Annotated in this window: 12 protein-coding genes and 3 pseudogenes; 2 read left to right on the top strand and 13 right to left on the bottom strand. The window is 62.2% G+C overall.

Annotation, left to right across the window (positions count from 1 at the left end; genetic code table 11):
- Window positions 1-7: 7 nt before the first annotated feature.
- From IEY28_RS10315 to IEY28_RS10340, 6 genes and pseudogenes are all read right to left on the bottom strand, one after another.
- Window positions 8-1,063, bottom strand: coding sequence for an NAD-dependent epimerase/dehydratase family protein (locus IEY28_RS10315; RefSeq protein ID WP_188997057.1), 1,056 nt, complete (start codon window positions 1,061-1,063; stop codon window positions 8-10).
- A 46-nt stretch (window positions 1,064-1,109) separates the two neighbouring features.
- Window positions 1,110-1,774: pseudogene (locus IEY28_RS10320) on the bottom strand (IS6 family transposase).
- 107 nt (window positions 1,775-1,881) lie between these two features.
- On the bottom strand, window positions 1,882-2,307 hold the full coding sequence (locus tag IEY28_RS10325) for a DUF5518 domain-containing protein (protein ID WP_188997059.1): 426 nt from the start codon (window positions 2,305-2,307) through the stop codon (window positions 1,882-1,884).
- 206 nt (window positions 2,308-2,513) lie between these two features.
- A pseudogene (locus IEY28_RS10330) lies at window positions 2,514-3,187 on the bottom strand (IS6 family transposase).
- Window positions 3,188-3,252: 65 nt separating this feature from the next.
- On the bottom strand, window positions 3,253-4,005 hold the full coding sequence (locus tag IEY28_RS10335) for an alpha/beta hydrolase family protein (RefSeq protein ID WP_188997061.1): 753 nt from the start codon (window positions 4,003-4,005) through the stop codon (window positions 3,253-3,255).
- A gap of 135 nt (window positions 4,006-4,140) precedes the next feature.
- Window positions 4,141-4,380, bottom strand: a pseudogene (locus tag IEY28_RS10340) (IS1595 family transposase); the annotation flags it as partial.
- On the opposite strand from IEY28_RS10340, the gene IEY28_RS10345 reads away from it, so the two are divergent.
- Both IEY28_RS10345 and IEY28_RS10350 read left to right on the top strand, forming a co-directional pair.
- On the top strand, window positions 4,312-4,662 hold the full coding sequence (locus IEY28_RS10345; protein WP_188997063.1) for a hypothetical protein: 351 nt from the start codon (window positions 4,312-4,314) through the stop codon (window positions 4,660-4,662). The pseudogene IEY28_RS10340 and the gene IEY28_RS10345 sit on opposite strands and share 69 nt — an antisense overlap.
- 375 nt (window positions 4,663-5,037) lie before the next feature.
- Window positions 5,038-5,514, top strand: a complete 477-nt coding sequence (locus tag IEY28_RS10350) for an SdpI family protein (protein WP_188997065.1) — start codon at window positions 5,038-5,040, stop codon at window positions 5,512-5,514.
- A 346-nt stretch (window positions 5,515-5,860) separates the two neighbouring features.
- Here IEY28_RS10350 and IEY28_RS10355 read toward each other — a convergent pair whose 3' ends face one another.
- The 7 genes from IEY28_RS10355 to IEY28_RS10385 form a co-directional block, all read right to left on the bottom strand.
- A complete protein-coding gene (locus IEY28_RS10355) occupies window positions 5,861-6,667 on the bottom strand; it encodes a hypothetical protein (protein ID WP_188997067.1) in 807 nt (268 codons plus the stop codon).
- Window positions 6,660-7,568: an ABC transporter ATP-binding protein gene (locus tag IEY28_RS10360; RefSeq protein WP_188997069.1), complete on the bottom strand. Its 909-nt coding sequence runs from the start codon at window positions 7,566-7,568 to the stop codon at window positions 6,660-6,662. Before IEY28_RS10360 ends, IEY28_RS10355 begins: the two co-directional genes overlap by 8 nt.
- Window positions 7,569-8,391: 823 nt before the next feature.
- Window positions 8,392-8,967: a metal-dependent hydrolase gene (locus tag IEY28_RS10365; protein ID WP_188997071.1), complete on the bottom strand. Its 576-nt coding sequence runs from the start codon at window positions 8,965-8,967 to the stop codon at window positions 8,392-8,394.
- Between the two features lie 98 nt (window positions 8,968-9,065).
- Window positions 9,066-10,064 (bottom strand): DUF1616 domain-containing protein, encoded by a 999-nt coding sequence (locus IEY28_RS10370; protein ID WP_188997073.1) that lies wholly within the window; start codon window positions 10,062-10,064, stop codon window positions 9,066-9,068.
- 99 nt (window positions 10,065-10,163) lie between these two features.
- Window positions 10,164-11,081, bottom strand: coding sequence for a glycosyltransferase family 2 protein (locus IEY28_RS10375; protein ID WP_188997075.1), 918 nt, complete (start codon window positions 11,079-11,081; stop codon window positions 10,164-10,166).
- A 60-nt stretch (window positions 11,082-11,141) separates the two neighbouring features.
- The gene (locus tag IEY28_RS10380) at window positions 11,142-12,404 is read right to left on the bottom strand and encodes a hypothetical protein (protein WP_188997078.1); all 1,263 of its coding nucleotides are present in this window, start codon (window positions 12,402-12,404) and stop codon (window positions 11,142-11,144) included.
- Window positions 12,405-12,729: 325 nt separating this feature from the next.
- Complete coding sequence (locus tag IEY28_RS10385) at window positions 12,730-15,375, bottom strand: flippase (RefSeq protein ID WP_220639435.1); 2,646 nt, start codon at window positions 15,373-15,375, stop codon at window positions 12,730-12,732.
- Window positions 15,376-15,451: the final 76 nt, after the last annotated feature.

The following is a 15,451-nucleotide window of genomic DNA, read 5'->3' on the forward strand; positions in this document are numbered from 1 at the left end:
CGGACGGTTACTCCGCGATACTGTCCAGAAACCGTTCTTCTGCCGCGCGGCCGGGGTCGAACGCCTTCCCGTCGCGGTCGCTCGCGAGTGCGTCTTCGACAGTCCGTTCCATGGCTACCTCGACCGGCGTCGAGTCCCAGCCGAGCGCGGCGAGTTTACACGTCGACAGCACGTGTGGGTAGTTACGACCGAGGTGGTGATAGAGGACGAAATCGTCCGGCGTGAGGCCGACCGCTTCGAGTTCGCGGCGACTCGCGTGGACCACTTCGACGGACGTATCGAGCGTCTCGGCGACGAGGGCGACCACGTCTTCCATCGTCAGAACGAGTCGGTCGGCGACGTTGTACGCCTCGCCGGGCGCGCCTTCCTCGGCGACGATTCGGAGGGCGCTCGCCACGTCTTCGACGTAGACGCGGTGCCAGATGGCGGTCCCGTCGCCCGGCACGACGACTCGGTCGTACTCGTCGACACGGTGTATCCAGTACTCGTGGTGGTTCTGGATGCCCGGTCTGTCGGGTGCCCACGAGACGGACCCGGACGCCGACCCCGCCAAGCCGTCGAGTGATTTCGGGCCGTACACCATCGTCGGTCGGACGCTCGTGGCGGCCACGCCGTCCTCGGCCGCCCGAGTTACGATGCGGTCACACTCCGCCTTCCGAGGGCCGTAGCTAGCCATCGTGTCGTCGTCGGCGTGGTCTGACGAGAACGAGTGCAGCGGCGTGACCGATTCGCGCTTCGGGACGTCGTCTCGGGCGTAGACGCCGCCGCTCGACACGTACACGTAGGCGTCGACGTCGGCGAACGTCTCGACCGCAGACCGAGCGTGGTCAGGGTGGAACAGTGCGCAGTCGAGAACGACATCGGGGTCAGTCCGGTGGACTGCCGCCCGAAACGCCTCGGCGTCCGTCCGATCGACCTCGACGTGCGTGACGGCGTCCCAGCTATCGGACGAGTCCCGGCGACGACGGCTAAACGCCGTCACGTCGTACCCGTGTTCGAGCAGGTCGGCCACAGCGTGGCGGCCGACGAAACCGGTGCCGCCGACGACGAGCGCAGATGCCATGCGAAAAGTTGTATTTACACCAACATAACGATGGCTCCGGCACTGTCTAGTTCTGGACCTCCTCAGCTGGCGTTCGTCCGTCGAGAGCTTGACTCGGCCGTTCGTGGTTGTAGTGGTGTCTGAAGCGTCGTAACCACTGTTTCGCGCTGGATTGACTGCCCCGCCAGAAGGCGTGAAAGCGGTCGATTCGCATGGTCACAGTCTGGAACCATTTTTCGATGTGATTCCGGATTCGATAGTCGAGTCGACCGCTCAAATCGTGGCGAGAGAGGGCAGTCAGATAGCCGCCAGCATCAACGAGAAACACTGTCTCGGTGACATCGTGTTTCTGAGTGAGCCGATGCAGGAACGCCGCCGCGGGGTCGGTCCCGCGGCGGCTGAACACGTCAACTTCGAGCAGCAACTTCGATTCTGTGTCGACAGCAGCGTAGAGCCACTTTTTCTCGCCATCGGCCTCGATTTGTTTCTCGTCGACCGCGACGGCTGCACCGTCGGCGGGTCGCTCTGTGCTTCAGACACCGTATGAACCCAGTTCCAGACCGCGCCATGAGAACGGTCGACACCCAGTAGTTCTAAGATAGCGACCGTCTCCCTGATCGACAGCCCCGCCGTATGGAGACGCACCCCAAATCGCCGGACGGGTGTCGGGGTACGTTCGTGCTCCCAAACGTCTTGACTGTCCGTTTCTCTGAGGAGGTTTGCGAGTTCCATGAGCAGTTCTCGCTACGGCCACCTCACTTCTCAATCCCTCAACTAGACAGTGTCCCCTCTTTACAACCCCTTTTCTTGCTCTCTTTACCTCTAGAGCGTCGGCAATGTTATATTGTGGCTGCCCTGGTTGTCAACCGGGAAATAACGGCGTTTGCTATCCATCCACCGATGTGGCCGAATCCCAGACCGAATAAGGGTGCAACACACACCACTAGCCCACTGGCGAAAACGACAAAAACGAGTCTAGGTAGCGACCCAGTTGGTGTTAGACCTGCTGCCGAAATGAAGGTCAGCAGTCCGAGAACGCCACCAATGAAACCAGCACGGAGCCCAGCAGCATTTGGATCTGAGGAACGGATTGAGGCGGCGACGCCTGCAATGAACGCTCCGAGTATCATTATACCGGCACTGATGGTTGCCTCCGAATTAGGCACCAACTTCAAAACACCGATGAGAGGTAGTGAAGCTAGTGCTCCAATGAACGCAAGTCGCCATGCTGGAGTAAGCCAGTGAGCGCGGAGGGTTGATACCATATCTACTTCTAAGAGTTTGAATTGTGTATATTTTCTCAAGTTTGAGCAGCTGTATTAGATTAGAGACATCGCACGAACAAGCAAAGTTGTGGAGGACCATTATATTTATTCGATTCGTTTTAGCTGAATTAACCCAAATTGTGAAATTTTGCGATTAGCCCCGATATCCCGCCTGACAGCTTTTAATTCCCGTGGCGAGGCACTGTCTAGTTCTGAATCTCCTCAGCTGGCGTTTTACCGTCAAGCGCTTGATTGGGCCGTTCGTGGTTGTAGTGGTGTCTGAAGCGTCGTAGCCACTGTTTCGCGCTGGATTGACTGCCCCGCCAGAAAGAGTGGAAGCGGTCGATTCGCATAGTCACAGTCTGGAACCATTTTTCGGTGTGGGCCCGGATTCGATAGTCGAGTCGACCGCTCAAATCGTAGCGTGAGAGGGCAGTCAGATAGCCGCCAGCATCAACGAGAAACACTGACTCGGCGACGTCGTGTTTCTAAGTGAGCCGATGTAGGAACGCCGCCGCGGGGTCGGTCCCGCGGCGGCTGAACACATCAATTTCGAGCAGCAGCTTTGATTCAGTGTCGACAGCAGCGTACAACCACTTTTTCTCGCCATCGACCTCGATTTGTTTCTCGTCGACCGCGACGGCTGCACCGTCGGCGGGTCGCTCTGTGCTTCAGACACCGTACGAACCCAGTTCCAGACCGCACCGTGAGCACGGTCGACACCCAGCAACTCTAAGATAGCGACCGTCTCCCTGATCGACAGCCCCGCCGTATGGAGACGCACCCCAAACCGCCGGACGGGTGTCGGGGTGTGCTCGTTCTCCCAAACGTCTTGGCTGTCCTCATCTAACGTCTCTCTGAGGAGGTTTGCGAGTTGCATGAGCACTTCTCGCTACGGCCTCCTCGCTTCTCAAACTCGCTCAACTAGACAGTGCCATGGCTCCGTTACCGTCGGCAGGCATCTTCGAGCAGGTCGAGCATCGCCGCCCAGACCGCCTCCGAGTGCTCGCTCTCGAACAGTCGCTGCCCGTGTGCGGCCCCGTCGACGGTCAGCAGTCGTTTGGGGTCGGACGCGTCGCTGTGGAGTTCGGTCGCGACGTCGACGAAGCGCTGCTCGTCGCCCTCGCTGACGACGAACAGTTTCTGGCCGGTCAGCGACTCGGCCCGTCCAGCGCCGCCGGCCCCGGACAGCGTCACGACGCCGTCGACGCGGGTCGGTCTCTCGGCGGCGGCACCGACGACGGCCGCCCCGCCCGTACTCGCACCGACGAGAACGACGGTCGACACGTCGCGTTCCGACCGCAGGAACTCGACGGCGGCCCTGACTGCGGCGACTCGTTGCTCACCCTCGTCGATGGCGAGCGCCAGCCACCCGTTCGCGGCCAGTCGTTCGGCCTGTGGTCGCCAACTTCCGCGGTCGAGGTTGATTTGCGGGACGAGGACGACCCCACAGGACCCCGACCCGTAGAGGGTCCCCTCGACCGTCTCGCCGCCGGACGTATCGAACGAAACGTCACGCGGGCCAGTAGTCGTCGTCTCTTCGGCCCCCGTCGGCGACGTGGTGGTGTCGGTCGAAGTCTGCGTGTCGGTCGGGGCGGCGTCGTTCGATGCGTCTGTCCGCGTACAGCCAGCGGTCACACCCGTCAGCGCGACGCCGGCCGCGGCGAGCAACTGACGGCGAGATGGCGACGTGTCCATGGCGTCGGTTCGGCCAGTGCGTGAATACTTATCCTGCCGATAATGCGTGAGCCACTCCGACCCGCGAACTGTGCCGCGGGGAAGTTGAGACCGATACTCATAACGTATACGCTCAGGTGTAGCACGTTGTTTATTTCACAGCGTCGCTCGAACAGCGTGCTCGAGAGCGTCTCGGCCGGGTTTCCGAAACAGCTCCCGACGTAGTTGGAACGCTCTGAGAGACTGTGTCAACTTGTCTTTGGAGACGCCACGGTGGGGCGAGAGTCACCGTCACATCAGCGACGCGTGGCTCTCGCAGGTGTCGACGTGCTCCTCGTCGTCAGCGTATTCGCCGCCGCCGTGGACGACGTATTCGCGGTCGAATGCGTCGTCATCAAGACGCCGGTTGAGAGCGTCGTCGACGTCGACGGCGGCGAGTTCGAGGCATCACATGGCGTCGAACCCGGCGAGAACCAGATCGTCGCCGCCGCGGACAAGGCGGACCTCGAAGCGGCCGGTACCCACCCACGCGGACGGGGGGAGGACCGGATACGGCCCGCGGAGCGTGAGAGGCGCCCACGGGCTAGTCGAACGTCTATCGGAGGGGTCAGCAAGAGCGTGCCTGTCCGCCCACCAGCGGGCGCGAGTAGGACCAGTCAGAAACTGTCAGACCTATGAGCGTGCTGAGGGAGATAGAGAGCGTCAGCGTTCGCAACGCCTGGACAGTCCCGGTGCGACGGCCTCCGCGAGCTCCCGGATCATGCAGGCGAGGCAGGAAATCCATCTAGCTTATGTAATTGGGAGATCACAACGCCGCGTGTGACCGGATCCGAGACGACCACGGCGAACGGAGAGACACGGACCCGTCGGCCAACCGGTTTGAACGGCAGCACGCTCCTCAAGTCGGGCACCGTAGTCGCGTTAACAGTTGCCCTGGCTATTGGCGCCGTATTTCGTTTCCCCGCCTCGGTCGTGGTTCTCTGGGACGCGGGCGGGGAACCGGTCGTCGTGCTGTCCACCCAGGTAGCTGTCGCTTCGGTTCTGGTGGGTCAGGTGAGCCTCCTCGGCGTATTCGCCATCGCGCCACGGGTTCCCACTATCGGTGAAAGGGTAGCCCCGTTCCGCGACGCCTATCAGTGGACCGCGTTCGCACTGGTGAGTCTCGGTTTGCTCGTCCTCGCGACAATCGTCGCGTGGAATAGCGGGTTGCAGTTCGGCGGTGGACAGCCCCTCTTGACGCGAGTCGGGGCGCTGGTCGCCGCCGTCCTGCTGTACAGCGGTGCGAAAGCGTTGCCGGCACTTGAACAGAACCGATTAGTAGGGATTCGGTCGCCGTGGACGATGGCCGACGAGACGGTCTGGAGCCAGACACACGAGCACGCAGTCCCGTTTTTCAAAACCGCTGCCGCCATCGCGGTCCTCGCAGCCGCCGCTCCATCGGAGATAGTCGCTCTCGCGCTCATCGTCGCCCCACTCCTCTCGGTACTCGGGTATCTGTACTACTATTCGTATCGTCTCTATGACGGCTGACTCGCAGTTCCCGGCGGCGCTCGCGCATCGGTACCCGGACATATATCCTGGGATAGTACAACCCAGAGCCAACGACTCTCTCGAAATATCGCCGAGGGGGACATACGGCGGAGACAACCCACAGCCGCGGCCAGCCGTGATTCGAGACCGTCAGGGTGTACTGGGCTGAGGTATCTACTGCATCATCAGTGTACCACACCGTCCGTGCGGGATACCTGTCCACCGGGTCACGGTGACGTGGCAAGAGACAGCGAGTCGATAGGTTCGGCCGATACCTGACTTGCTCACCAGCCGACGGTCGGGAACCAGAGCGTCGAAGGGGAGCGGGGAGTCCGCGGGGACGTTCTCACGTCGCCGGGAGGATGTCCTCGGCGTGGAACCGGGTCGTCACCCAGTACCCACAAATCGCGATCAGACACAGAATCAAGACGAGCGACGCCACCGAGAACAGGACCAGGTTCAGGTTGGGGAACAGATTGACGAGGACAGTCAACCCGAGACCGGGAACGATGCCGACGACGCTAAACAGCTCCTGAACGCCATCAGACAGGTTTCCACCGATCCCCATCGACCCGAGGATGACGACGAGGTTCGCCCAGATGGCCGTTGGTAGCGGGAGGAGAAACGCGGGAAGTAGTGTCGCGTTCAGCTGGGCGCCGAGCTCTGCGCCGATGGAGACGAGAACGGCGATCGGAATACCGAGTGCGACCAGGGCGAACGCAAACACCTGTAGCAAGGTGACGAGAGTCGTGGACAACAGCAGCGAGTTGAACACCTGTCGCTCGTGGTACGGAGAACTGAGCAAGAGTTCGAACTGGCCGCTAGAGATCAGTTTTCCCGCCATGCGCTGGCCGGTATTCACTCCCAGCACACTCGAGAACGTCGCGAGGAGGTACGGCCCCTGTATCAGGAACAGCGCCAACGCGAAAGCGTACTCGCTGTTTAGCTCTCCGAAGTAGAGTTCCACGAGTCGCTGGACGCTCTGTCTCGTCGTCGGCGTGACCGCTCCCGGAGAACTGATGCTCACCACTGTGATGCCGCCAAACACCACGGCCAGAAACAGTGGCATGGCGAACAGCTTTAGTCGCCGGGAGTTGAGCTGCTGCCACACCAGCGCCTCGGAAAGATCGATTATCTCGGTGGTGTCACTCATAGCTCGACTCGATGTTGTTGTACAGTGATTGAACTGAGTTCTCCATCATCTTCACCTCTCGAACGTTGATCCCGTCTCGTGCGAGTCTCGTGACGAGTTCGCTCATCTCTGTCTCCGGTCGCTTGGTGACGACAACGTACGAATCTTCGATCTCCGTTTCGTATCCCTGATTCTCGAGGGCCTGACGAGCCGCATCGGTGTCGACGGCCTCGAAACCGATGGTCGGGCGTTCGAAGGCGCGGTCCCGCACCTCTTCGATGCTTCCGTCGAACACCAGCTGGCCGTCACGCATGATCAGGAGACGTTCCGCCAAGTCGTCCGCCTCGTTCAGGTCGTGGGTCGAATAGATGACAGTCCGTGTGTTGCCCAGCTGATCGAGGTAGGAGCGGATATCCTGTGCGATCATCGGATCGAGTCCGGTCGTCGCTTCGTCGAGAAACAGCACTGATGGGTCCGGGAGTAGCGCTTGTCCAATCGATGCACGCTGGGACTGCCCTCGACTCAGCTCGCCCGCGTTACGGTCCAGGAGTTCCCGGAAATCGAATCGATCCGCCAACTGTGCGATCCGATCGGAGACGTCCTCGGTCGGTAGATTCTGTACCTTGCCCCAGAACCTGAGATTCTGCCGCACCGTCAACTCCGTGTTGAGGACCGGCCGATGGGGGAGATAGCTCACTTCGCGTTTCACGCTCGGTTCTTCGTACGGATTCTGCCCGTCGACCAGGACTGTGCCCTCGTTCGGCTGCAGAATCCCGCAGCCACAGCGAAACAGCGTCGTCTTCCCGCATCCGTTCGGGCCGAGAAGGACGTTGAAGCCACGATCCAACTCGAGATTCACGTCGTCGAGGACACGCAGCGACTTGTATCCCGCCGTCACCGAAGAGTAGGAGATACCGGTCATCTGTATCTTCCCCTGCTCAGACAACTGTTCGCCAGGGTGATAGGATAACCGGACGCGGGCGGTGAGCGATCGCCGGGCCTGGCTGGTCTGTCCCTTCGTCCGTGTTCCCGTCTTCGGAGGCGATTCTGGGCGCGAGCATGCCACCGAGGCTGTGTCCGACGACCCCGCAGGGACTGACGCCTTCGGCCCGGAGTCGGTCGAGCGCTGAGACCGCATCGTCGACGACTACCCGTTCTATCGTCGTCTCTCTGGGTTGCAGTTGTTCGACGAACGTCCGCTTGTCGTATCTGAGGGTCGCAATCCCGTGACTGGCGAGTCCGAGTCCGATGTCCCGGAGTGGGTACCGCGACCCGACGCGCCTGGCCCTGACCCGTGTACCAGCACCACGCCCGGTGGCGACTCTGTCCCGCGCGGAACCGCCAAGGTTCCCGGGAGGTCTTTCCTCTCGCCGGGGACTGATGACACCGCTCGCCTGGGCCGACTGGCGCTTCGCTGGCCAGCCGTCTGTTCCCCCACGGGGTATCGTTTGGACAGCCATCGTCGTCTTCGGCGTCGCGTACGGCAGTCGGTGCGACCACCGCGCTGACGGCCGGGCTCGTCGCTCAGATCGTCCTCCTCAACTCGGTCGGGGGCATCGTGTGCAGTTGGGTGTACTGGCGGTACAGTCTCGAAGCCGCGATGATCACTCACGCGGTCGCCCACGTCGCGCTCGTCGCACCGGCTGTCATGGCGGCGCTCTGAGCGACGCGCTACGCAGGGGTCGGCGGGAGCGCTGAAGTGGATCCCGTGCCGCGCTATACCGAGGCCGACAAAAGAGAGACGGTCAGTCGACCGAGGGTCGCTTCGGAAGCGGCAGAATCCCGAGGCCGGGACAGTCGTCGGCCCACCAGACGAGCAGTGTCGTCCCGAGCAGTGCGACTTCCAGCGAGAGGAAGAGCAGTCCCCGGGGCGTCCCGAGGAAGAAGAGGAAGCGGACGAAGTAGTAGAGCGCGTTGTCGAGGAACCCGCCCTGCCCGGAACTCTGGATGGTCACGAGCGGCCACAGGTACGCCTCCAGTCGCAAGGGGTTCCCGACGACCACCTGATACACGGCGTCGGCGGGGATGTGAGCGAGGTAGGCGACACTGAACCCGGTCCCGACGGCCCTGTGGCCGAGTTTGCCGAGAAGTACCACGAGCGCGAGCGAGAGTGCCGTCGCGGTAAAGACGGAGTGTGCGACGGAGACGCCGCTCGGGAATATCTCGAACGTCCACGCGAGCGGTTTGTCGACGAGGTCGGGAAACAGCGCGCCGAACCCGACCGCGAGCGCCGGCAGCGTCCCCGGCGACTCGCCGTATCGGAGGTGGACGTATCCCGAGTACAGCAGGTAGCCGACGGCGACGTGTTCCCATGGCCACATCGTGGTCAGGTCCGGGTCGGTGTTCGCAGTGTAGTCGTCGGCGTCGAAGCGTCACGCGTCGCATCGTCGTATCGAGTGGGTAGTGGCGTCATTGAACGTCAGGCGACCGTAATCGGCAATCGGAGCGACTGGTAGGCCGAATCCATCGTCGGGTCGGCGGGCGCCTCTCCGCGGTACAGGTAGACGACCATCCGCAGGTCGGATCCCCGCATAGAGGGCGACACCTCGAAGTTCACGGTGCGCGTCGCCGAGTGGTCGACAGTCACGGACTGTGCGGCCACGCGGTTGCTCTCTAGGACTTGCGCGTCCGCACCGGTCCCGTTCGTTCGCTGGATGTGGACTACCGCCTCGTACTGCATCTGTTCGTGTTCCTTATTGGTGACGTTGACCGAGAGGGTGCGCGTCTCGCCGGCGGCGAACTGGGCGGGATACATCGACTGCGTGTCGCCCGTCACGTTGTCGGTGTTCACGTAGAACTCCGTGAACCCGTCTTGCTGTGGCGGGTTGACCGCGGCGTATCCGACGCTCGACACGAGAAGGAGCAGACTCACACCGAGCGCGACGTTGAACAGCCGACGTTTGCTGTCGGCTGTCCCGAAGGCATCGCCCGCGTCGGAGTACGTGACGTTCGAGAGGAATTCGGATATCTGTGGGGTGTAGCGCCGCTCTGCCGGCAGCCGGTAGCGCCGTATCAGCCCGCCGACCGTCAGCGAGAGCGTGAGGCCGGTGGTTCCGAACAGCAGGGGATACAGCGTGATGCCCCACGGCGTGAAGTTAGCGGCGACGGCGACCAGCGGCACGATGAACAGCGTCGTGATGACGGCGAAGACGGTCCGTTCGAGCGCGTCGATGCCGTCCTTGGTCGGGAGCGGGTTGCGCAGACCGCGTTGGTTCTCATCGAAGGTCCGCACGGCAGAGTTCCCGACGGCCGGGTAGAGAAACGAGACGAACGCGTACCCGGGTAAGACAGTTACGAGCGGAACGATGACGGCTGTCCGGAGTGCCCCGGTCACGCCGAACGCGACCGTCAGCACGGCCAGTCCCGTCGCGAAGGCGACCAGCGAGAGGTCGACGTACCAGCGATCCAGCGGTGACATTGCCAGCCTCTAGTTCCCGTGGGGCCCTTATTATTCGTCGAATAAGTCCAGCGACCCGAACAGCGAGACAGGCCACCGAGCGTCGCGCGGGCCGGCGTGCTACGCCGAACTGGCCGCGTCGCGAAGTCCGGACCCGGCACTCCAGAGGACGCCGGGGACGTGACGTGGTTCGAGCCGCGCGTTCCGGAGGTATCGCGCTGCGTCGAGGAAGGCACCCTCCTGTAAGTAGAGCTTCGTGAGGAGGAGGTCGTGGGCTTCCTGAACGCTGTAGCCGTCACGCTCTGCGGCCCGGACCAGCGAGGCGTGTTTCGCGATGAACTGCTCGTCGGCGCGTTCGACCGTCTCCGCGGGCGGAGAGCCCGTCTCGTGACGCGTCACGAGCGGTCGGTCGACGTAGCCGAGATATCCCTCTTGAATGACGCGAAGGAGGAAGTCGGGGTCCTGGAAGCGGTCGAGTTCCTCGTCGAACCCGTCGATAGCGCGTGCGACCGACGTCTCGACGAGGAGTGTCGACCCAGCGCCGGAGTGGAGGTAGTCCGCGAGGATCTCGCCCGAAAGCTCCTTTCCGCCTTCTTTCGGGCGGTCGTCGTCGTCGGCTTCCGAGAGTACCGAGGCGGCCACAGACAGCAGTCGTCCCTTGGTTCCATCGAGGTCGTACTCGAAGTCACAGTAGACCGCGACACACTCCTCGGGGGCAGACTGATAGCGGGCTAGTTGCCGTCCCAGTTTCTCCGGGTGCCACTCGTCGTCCGAGTCGAGGAACGCGACGAACTCCCCGTGGACGTGTTCGATGCCCGTGTTCCGTGCGACGTTCGCACCTCTGTTCGTCCCGTGGGTGACGACCCGGAGTCGCGGGTCGTCGTAGGTGTCGAGCAACGAGAGCGTCCCGTCGTCGGACCCGTCGTCGACGACGACCAACTCGAAGTCCTCGTAGGTCTGTTCGAGGACGCTATCGACGGCACGGGGCAGCACGTCAGAGCGATTATACGTCGGGATGACGACGCTTACCGTTGGCATACAAGACCGAATGCCCCGGGGAGTGTTTATTACCCACCAGATAAACCGGAATCCGGCGTCTCAGTACGTCGTCCCAGTGACGAGGACGTTACGTCCACCGGCGTCCTGGATACCGTCGGGCAGTTCGTTGTTCTTGATGCGCACCGAATCGGCGTCGGGGCCGATGCGGATGGACTCGTCGCCGCTGTAGGAGTCGAGGTAGTTCTCCTCGATCCAGATGTCGTCACCGTAGGCCGACACCGGGCGGTCGGAGCAACGAATGCGACACTTGTAGACGGTGTAATCCTCGCCGAGGAGGGCGATCCCGCGGCGTTTCCCGCCGCCCCACTGGTCGACGGTCAACGCTCGGAACTCGCAGTTGTCGCGCTCACATCGGATCGCGTGACGCAGATTCTCGCCGGAAGCGCTGCCAGCGATACGACAGTCCTGTACCACTACACCGCCCCCGTTCCCCAGTAACCGGAACGCGTTCGCACTACAGTCCATGTCGACGTCGACGTCGACGATAGAGACCGGACCGGACCCCGACTTGACGACAACACCGGCGGCAGGCACGTCGGCGATGTCTATGTCAGTGTTCCTGAGGGCTGCGCTCTCGACGTCGTCGAGTATCTGCACCGCGTCCCCGTTCGGCGCCGTGAGGTCGATAGAGACGTCACGGACCACCACTCGGTCTGCGTAATCGAACCGCATCGGAATCTGTGCGAGATAGTACGGTGATCGCTGGTCCGTGACGAACTCCGTACGCTCCACCGTGGCCCGACTCGCCCCGATACGGACGTTCACCGGCCCGTTGTTCTGGAACAGTCCTCCGACGACCGAAACGGAACCGGAACCAGTGACGTACAGTCCGTTGTCGGGATAGTTACGGACGACACAGTGGTCCAGTCGGATCGAGCCGTCGTGGTTGTTGATGAGGATGCCCGTCGGACCACGCCAAAGGTCACCCGGCGTCTGGGTCTGCCAGTCGGCGCCGTCGGTGATTCGGAGTCCGTCGATGTGGCCGCTACCGTCCGAATCGGTGACGCGGAAGAGCGCCGGCCCCCACGTCCCGCTATCGTGGCGGCCGATAACGTCGATATTTTTGACTGAGAGTCCATCCGAAACGCTCACGTGGAACGCGCGAATGCCGGTGTCGTCCGCTCGCTGGTCCACGTCGAAGTTCTTGATGAGAACGTCTCGGGCCGGGTCGTAGTACGTCCCGAGTCGGAACAAGCGGTACTGCGGTCCGTCGAAGTCGTAGTAGTCCGCCGGGACCAACGTGGCGTCGTCGCCGACGAGGCCCACGTTGTCGGCCCCGGACTCTCGGACCTGCTCGTCCATGTAGTACTCGCCGGGTGGGAACTTCAGAAGCGTGTCGTCGCCGATCAGGTCGGCAAGCAGCGGGCTAACCGACTCTGAACCGCTTCGGTCCGCACCAGCATCGGCGACGTCGATAACGGTACGATACTGATCTTCGATACCTGTTGCTGTGCCGATGAGTCCAGTTACAGCGACCCCCGCACACGCAGACCGGAGAAAGGTCCGCCTACTCGTTTGCGCTGCCGCTAAGTCGTTGGGTTGCACAAGGGAGGTGTAGGAAGGGGCTGTTTTAATTATGCAGATCCCCATTCGGATCTAACAGTTCATTTTTTGTCATAAATGCCATCTATCGAGGGTCTCGGGGATTCGTTCGACCGAGTAATAGGGCACTGAGAGCCATTGATGTCGCCGCAGAGACTGGTTCGAACCCGATGGTTAGTACGCCTAGATTTAGGACGCCGTCGTCGGTGGACGTGCTATCCGACGACTGAGTCGTCCCGGCCGCCGTCGTGGTGCTCTCAGTAGCCGTCTCCGTCGCTGTCTCGGTCGCTGTCTCCGTCTCCGTCGCGGTTTCGGTCGCTGTCTCCGTCTCCGTCGCTGTCTCGGTCACCGTTGCGGTTTCCGTCTCCGTCGCTGTCTCGGTCGCCGTTTCGGTTTCCGTCTCCGTCGCGGTTTCGGTCGCTGTCTCCGTCTCCGTCGCTGTCTCGGTCGCGGTTTCGCTTTCCGTCTCCGTCGACCCATCTCCGAAGAACCCGTCGTCGCCAGCGTTGTTTTCAGATTCAGTAGCCGTCTCCGTCTCTGTCGAATTTTCGGATTCAGTAGCCGTCTCCGTCTCTGTCGAATTTTCGGATTCAGTAGCCGTCTCCGTCTCTGTCGAATTTTCGGATTCAGTAGCCGTCTCCGTCTCTGTCGCATTTTCGGATTCAGTAGCCGTCTCCGTCGCTGTCGCATTTTCGGACTCAGTAGCCGTCTCCGTCTCTGTCGCATTTTCGGACTCAGTAGCCGTCTCCGTCGAGTCGCCACCACCGATCGACCAACCGTCGTTGTCGTCGTTGTCGTCGTTGTCGTCGGAATCCGTCTCGGTAGCCGTCTGCGTGGGCGTCTCGGTCGGCGTCGACGTTCCCAGTATACCACCGTCGTCGGTCTCTGTCTCAGTAGCAGTAGCCGTCGTTACCGACCCACCGCCATCCGTCTCGGTCGTCGTCGGCGTGGTCGAAGTAGGCTGTTCCGAGGTGGACGTGTTCGAAGCCGACTGGGTGTCCGCTGGTATCGGTGTGGTCGCCTCCGTCGGCGTCTCCGTGGCGTTGCTGGCACCCGGCATCTCCGCGCCGCCGTCAGACACCATATCCATGACGGCGATGCCGGTACCCGACGCGAACAGCAGCAGTCCGATCAGGAGGAGCCAGAACTGCCCGCCGTTCGGAATCAGGTCCGGTATGCTGAGACGGCTGAGACGGGCATCGGCCCGTTCGGCGGTGCTACCGATCGGGTCCGGGAAGGCCGACACGAGGTCCACGCACTCACGCCACTCCAGTGCGCCAGTGAGGAACGCGAACGCGAGAAAGACGGCGAGGCCGATCGGCGGGACCACGACCAGCGGAACGACGCCGCTCGGGAGGAATCCCGGGAGTGGGAGGTTCAGGTTGGCGACGAGATAGCGCGGAAGTAGCAGAATCGGACCCGCAGCGAGTGCCACCGTCAGGCCGACCCGGAGTAAGCGTGCGTCGGCAAGCGGGTCGAAGTCCAACTGCCTCGCACTCCAGATGTGGAAGAGAAACATCGACGCGTACCCGACGCTCGTCGCTATCGCGGCCCCCGTCATCCCGTACCGTGGGATGAGCAGGAGGTTCAGCGAGAGGTTGATGACGGCCGATGCGCCCGTTGCGATGACCGAGTACCGCAGCGTTCCGTGCCCCTCCTCGATAGCTATCGTCGGTCGAACGGCGGCGAACCCGAGCGCGCCCGGCAAGAGGAACAGCAGCGGCGTCACCGCGGGCGCGGCCTTGGCGCCCCAGTACATCGGTACGACTGTCTCTGCGAGCGACGCGAGGCCGAGCGCCATCACGGTCGTCAACAACAGCGTGTACCGCGTCGTCCGTGACGCGAGACTCGCGATTCGATCTGTCCGGTCCTGTGACCACAATTCCGACGTCGAGTGAACGTATACTGTCTGTAGTGTCATGGGTACGAACCAGAGGAATTCAGCCAGCGTGAGCGCCGTCTTGTAGTTGCCCACCTGCGTGCTCCCGGCGAGCGACTGGAGCATGATGATGTCGACGTGATACAGCGACATCTGGAAGACGGTCAGGGCGACGGCCATCGTGTTGTACGTCAGCATCTGCTGTCGCGGCAGAGACGACGTCGTCGGCAGGAGAATCGAGCGAATCGATACGCGCCGCATCACGAGTGCAACGCCGATGACGGCGACTATCGTCGTGCCGATAATCTGCCCGGCGAGCGCACCGATGACACCGAAGCCGTAGTAGACCAACGAGAGCGAGACGGCTGCGAAGGCAACGTGATAGAGAACTTTCAGCGGTTCCGAGTACCGCTCTAGACCAAACCCCATCAGCGTCCGGCGGGCGTACCCCCAGAACTGGGCGGCGACGACCATGAGCACCATGAGTGTGAAGTAGGGCTCGAAGGATGGGTCGAAGTACTGGGCAACGAGTCCCAACCGGACGGCGCCGAGATAGCCCAAAGCGCCGAGCACTGCGAGGAGCGTCGCCATCTGGAAGTAGAATCCGACGACGTTGTCTTCCCAGTTGCCACTGTCTCTGTCCTCGGCGACGAACTTCCGGACGCCGTTCGCGATGCCCGAACTGACGAAGATCATGAACAGCGCGTGGATGGACATCACCGTCGTATACGCCCCGAACTTCGCCGGTCCGAGGAACCGATACAGCAGCGGCATCGTCACGAGTGTGACCATCAGAGTCAGTATTTTCCCAGAGACGACTGAGAGGACACCACTCAAGATATTTCGTCGCATATGATTTGTCGTGTGTTCGTATCAGTGTGCGCGTATCCCTCGGTAGCGCCCGTGACGGGACAGTACATGCGGAGGG

Origin of the sequence: Haloarcula pellucida (genome assembly GCF_014647235.1) — an archaeon.
GTDB lineage: Archaea > Halobacteriota > Halobacteria > Halobacteriales > Haloarculaceae > Haloarcula > Haloarcula pellucida.

Coding starts and splice junctions, on each gene's coding strand:
- IEY28_RS10315 (WP_188997057.1), bottom strand. CDS start 1,063: ATGGCATCTGCGCTCGTCGTCGGCGGCACCGGTTTCGTCGGCCGCCAC.
- IEY28_RS10325 (WP_188997059.1), bottom strand. CDS start 2,307: ATGGTATCAACCCTCCGCGCTCACTGGCTTACTCCAGCATGGCGACTT.
- IEY28_RS10335 (WP_188997061.1), bottom strand. CDS start 4,005: ATGGACACGTCGCCATCTCGCCGTCAGTTGCTCGCCGCGGCCGGCGTC.
- IEY28_RS10355 (WP_188997067.1), bottom strand. CDS start 6,667: ATGAGTGACACCACCGAGATAATCGATCTTTCCGAGGCGCTGGTGTGG.
- IEY28_RS10360 (WP_188997069.1), bottom strand. CDS start 7,568: ATGACCGGTATCTCCTACTCTTCGGTGACGGCGGGATACAAGTCGCTG.
- IEY28_RS10365 (WP_188997071.1), bottom strand. CDS start 8,967: ATGTGGCCATGGGAACACGTCGCCGTCGGCTACCTGCTGTACTCGGGA.
- IEY28_RS10370 (WP_188997073.1), bottom strand. CDS start 10,064: ATGTCACCGCTGGATCGCTGGTACGTCGACCTCTCGCTGGTCGCCTTC.
- IEY28_RS10375 (WP_188997075.1), bottom strand. CDS start 11,081: ATGCCAACGGTAAGCGTCGTCATCCCGACGTATAATCGCTCTGACGTG.
- IEY28_RS10380 (WP_188997078.1), bottom strand. CDS start 12,404: ATGGACGAGCAGGTCCGAGAGTCCGGGGCCGACAACGTGGGCCTCGTC.
- IEY28_RS10385 (WP_220639435.1), bottom strand. CDS start 15,375: ATGCGACGAAATATCTTGAGTGGTGTCCTCTCAGTCGTCTCTGGGAAA.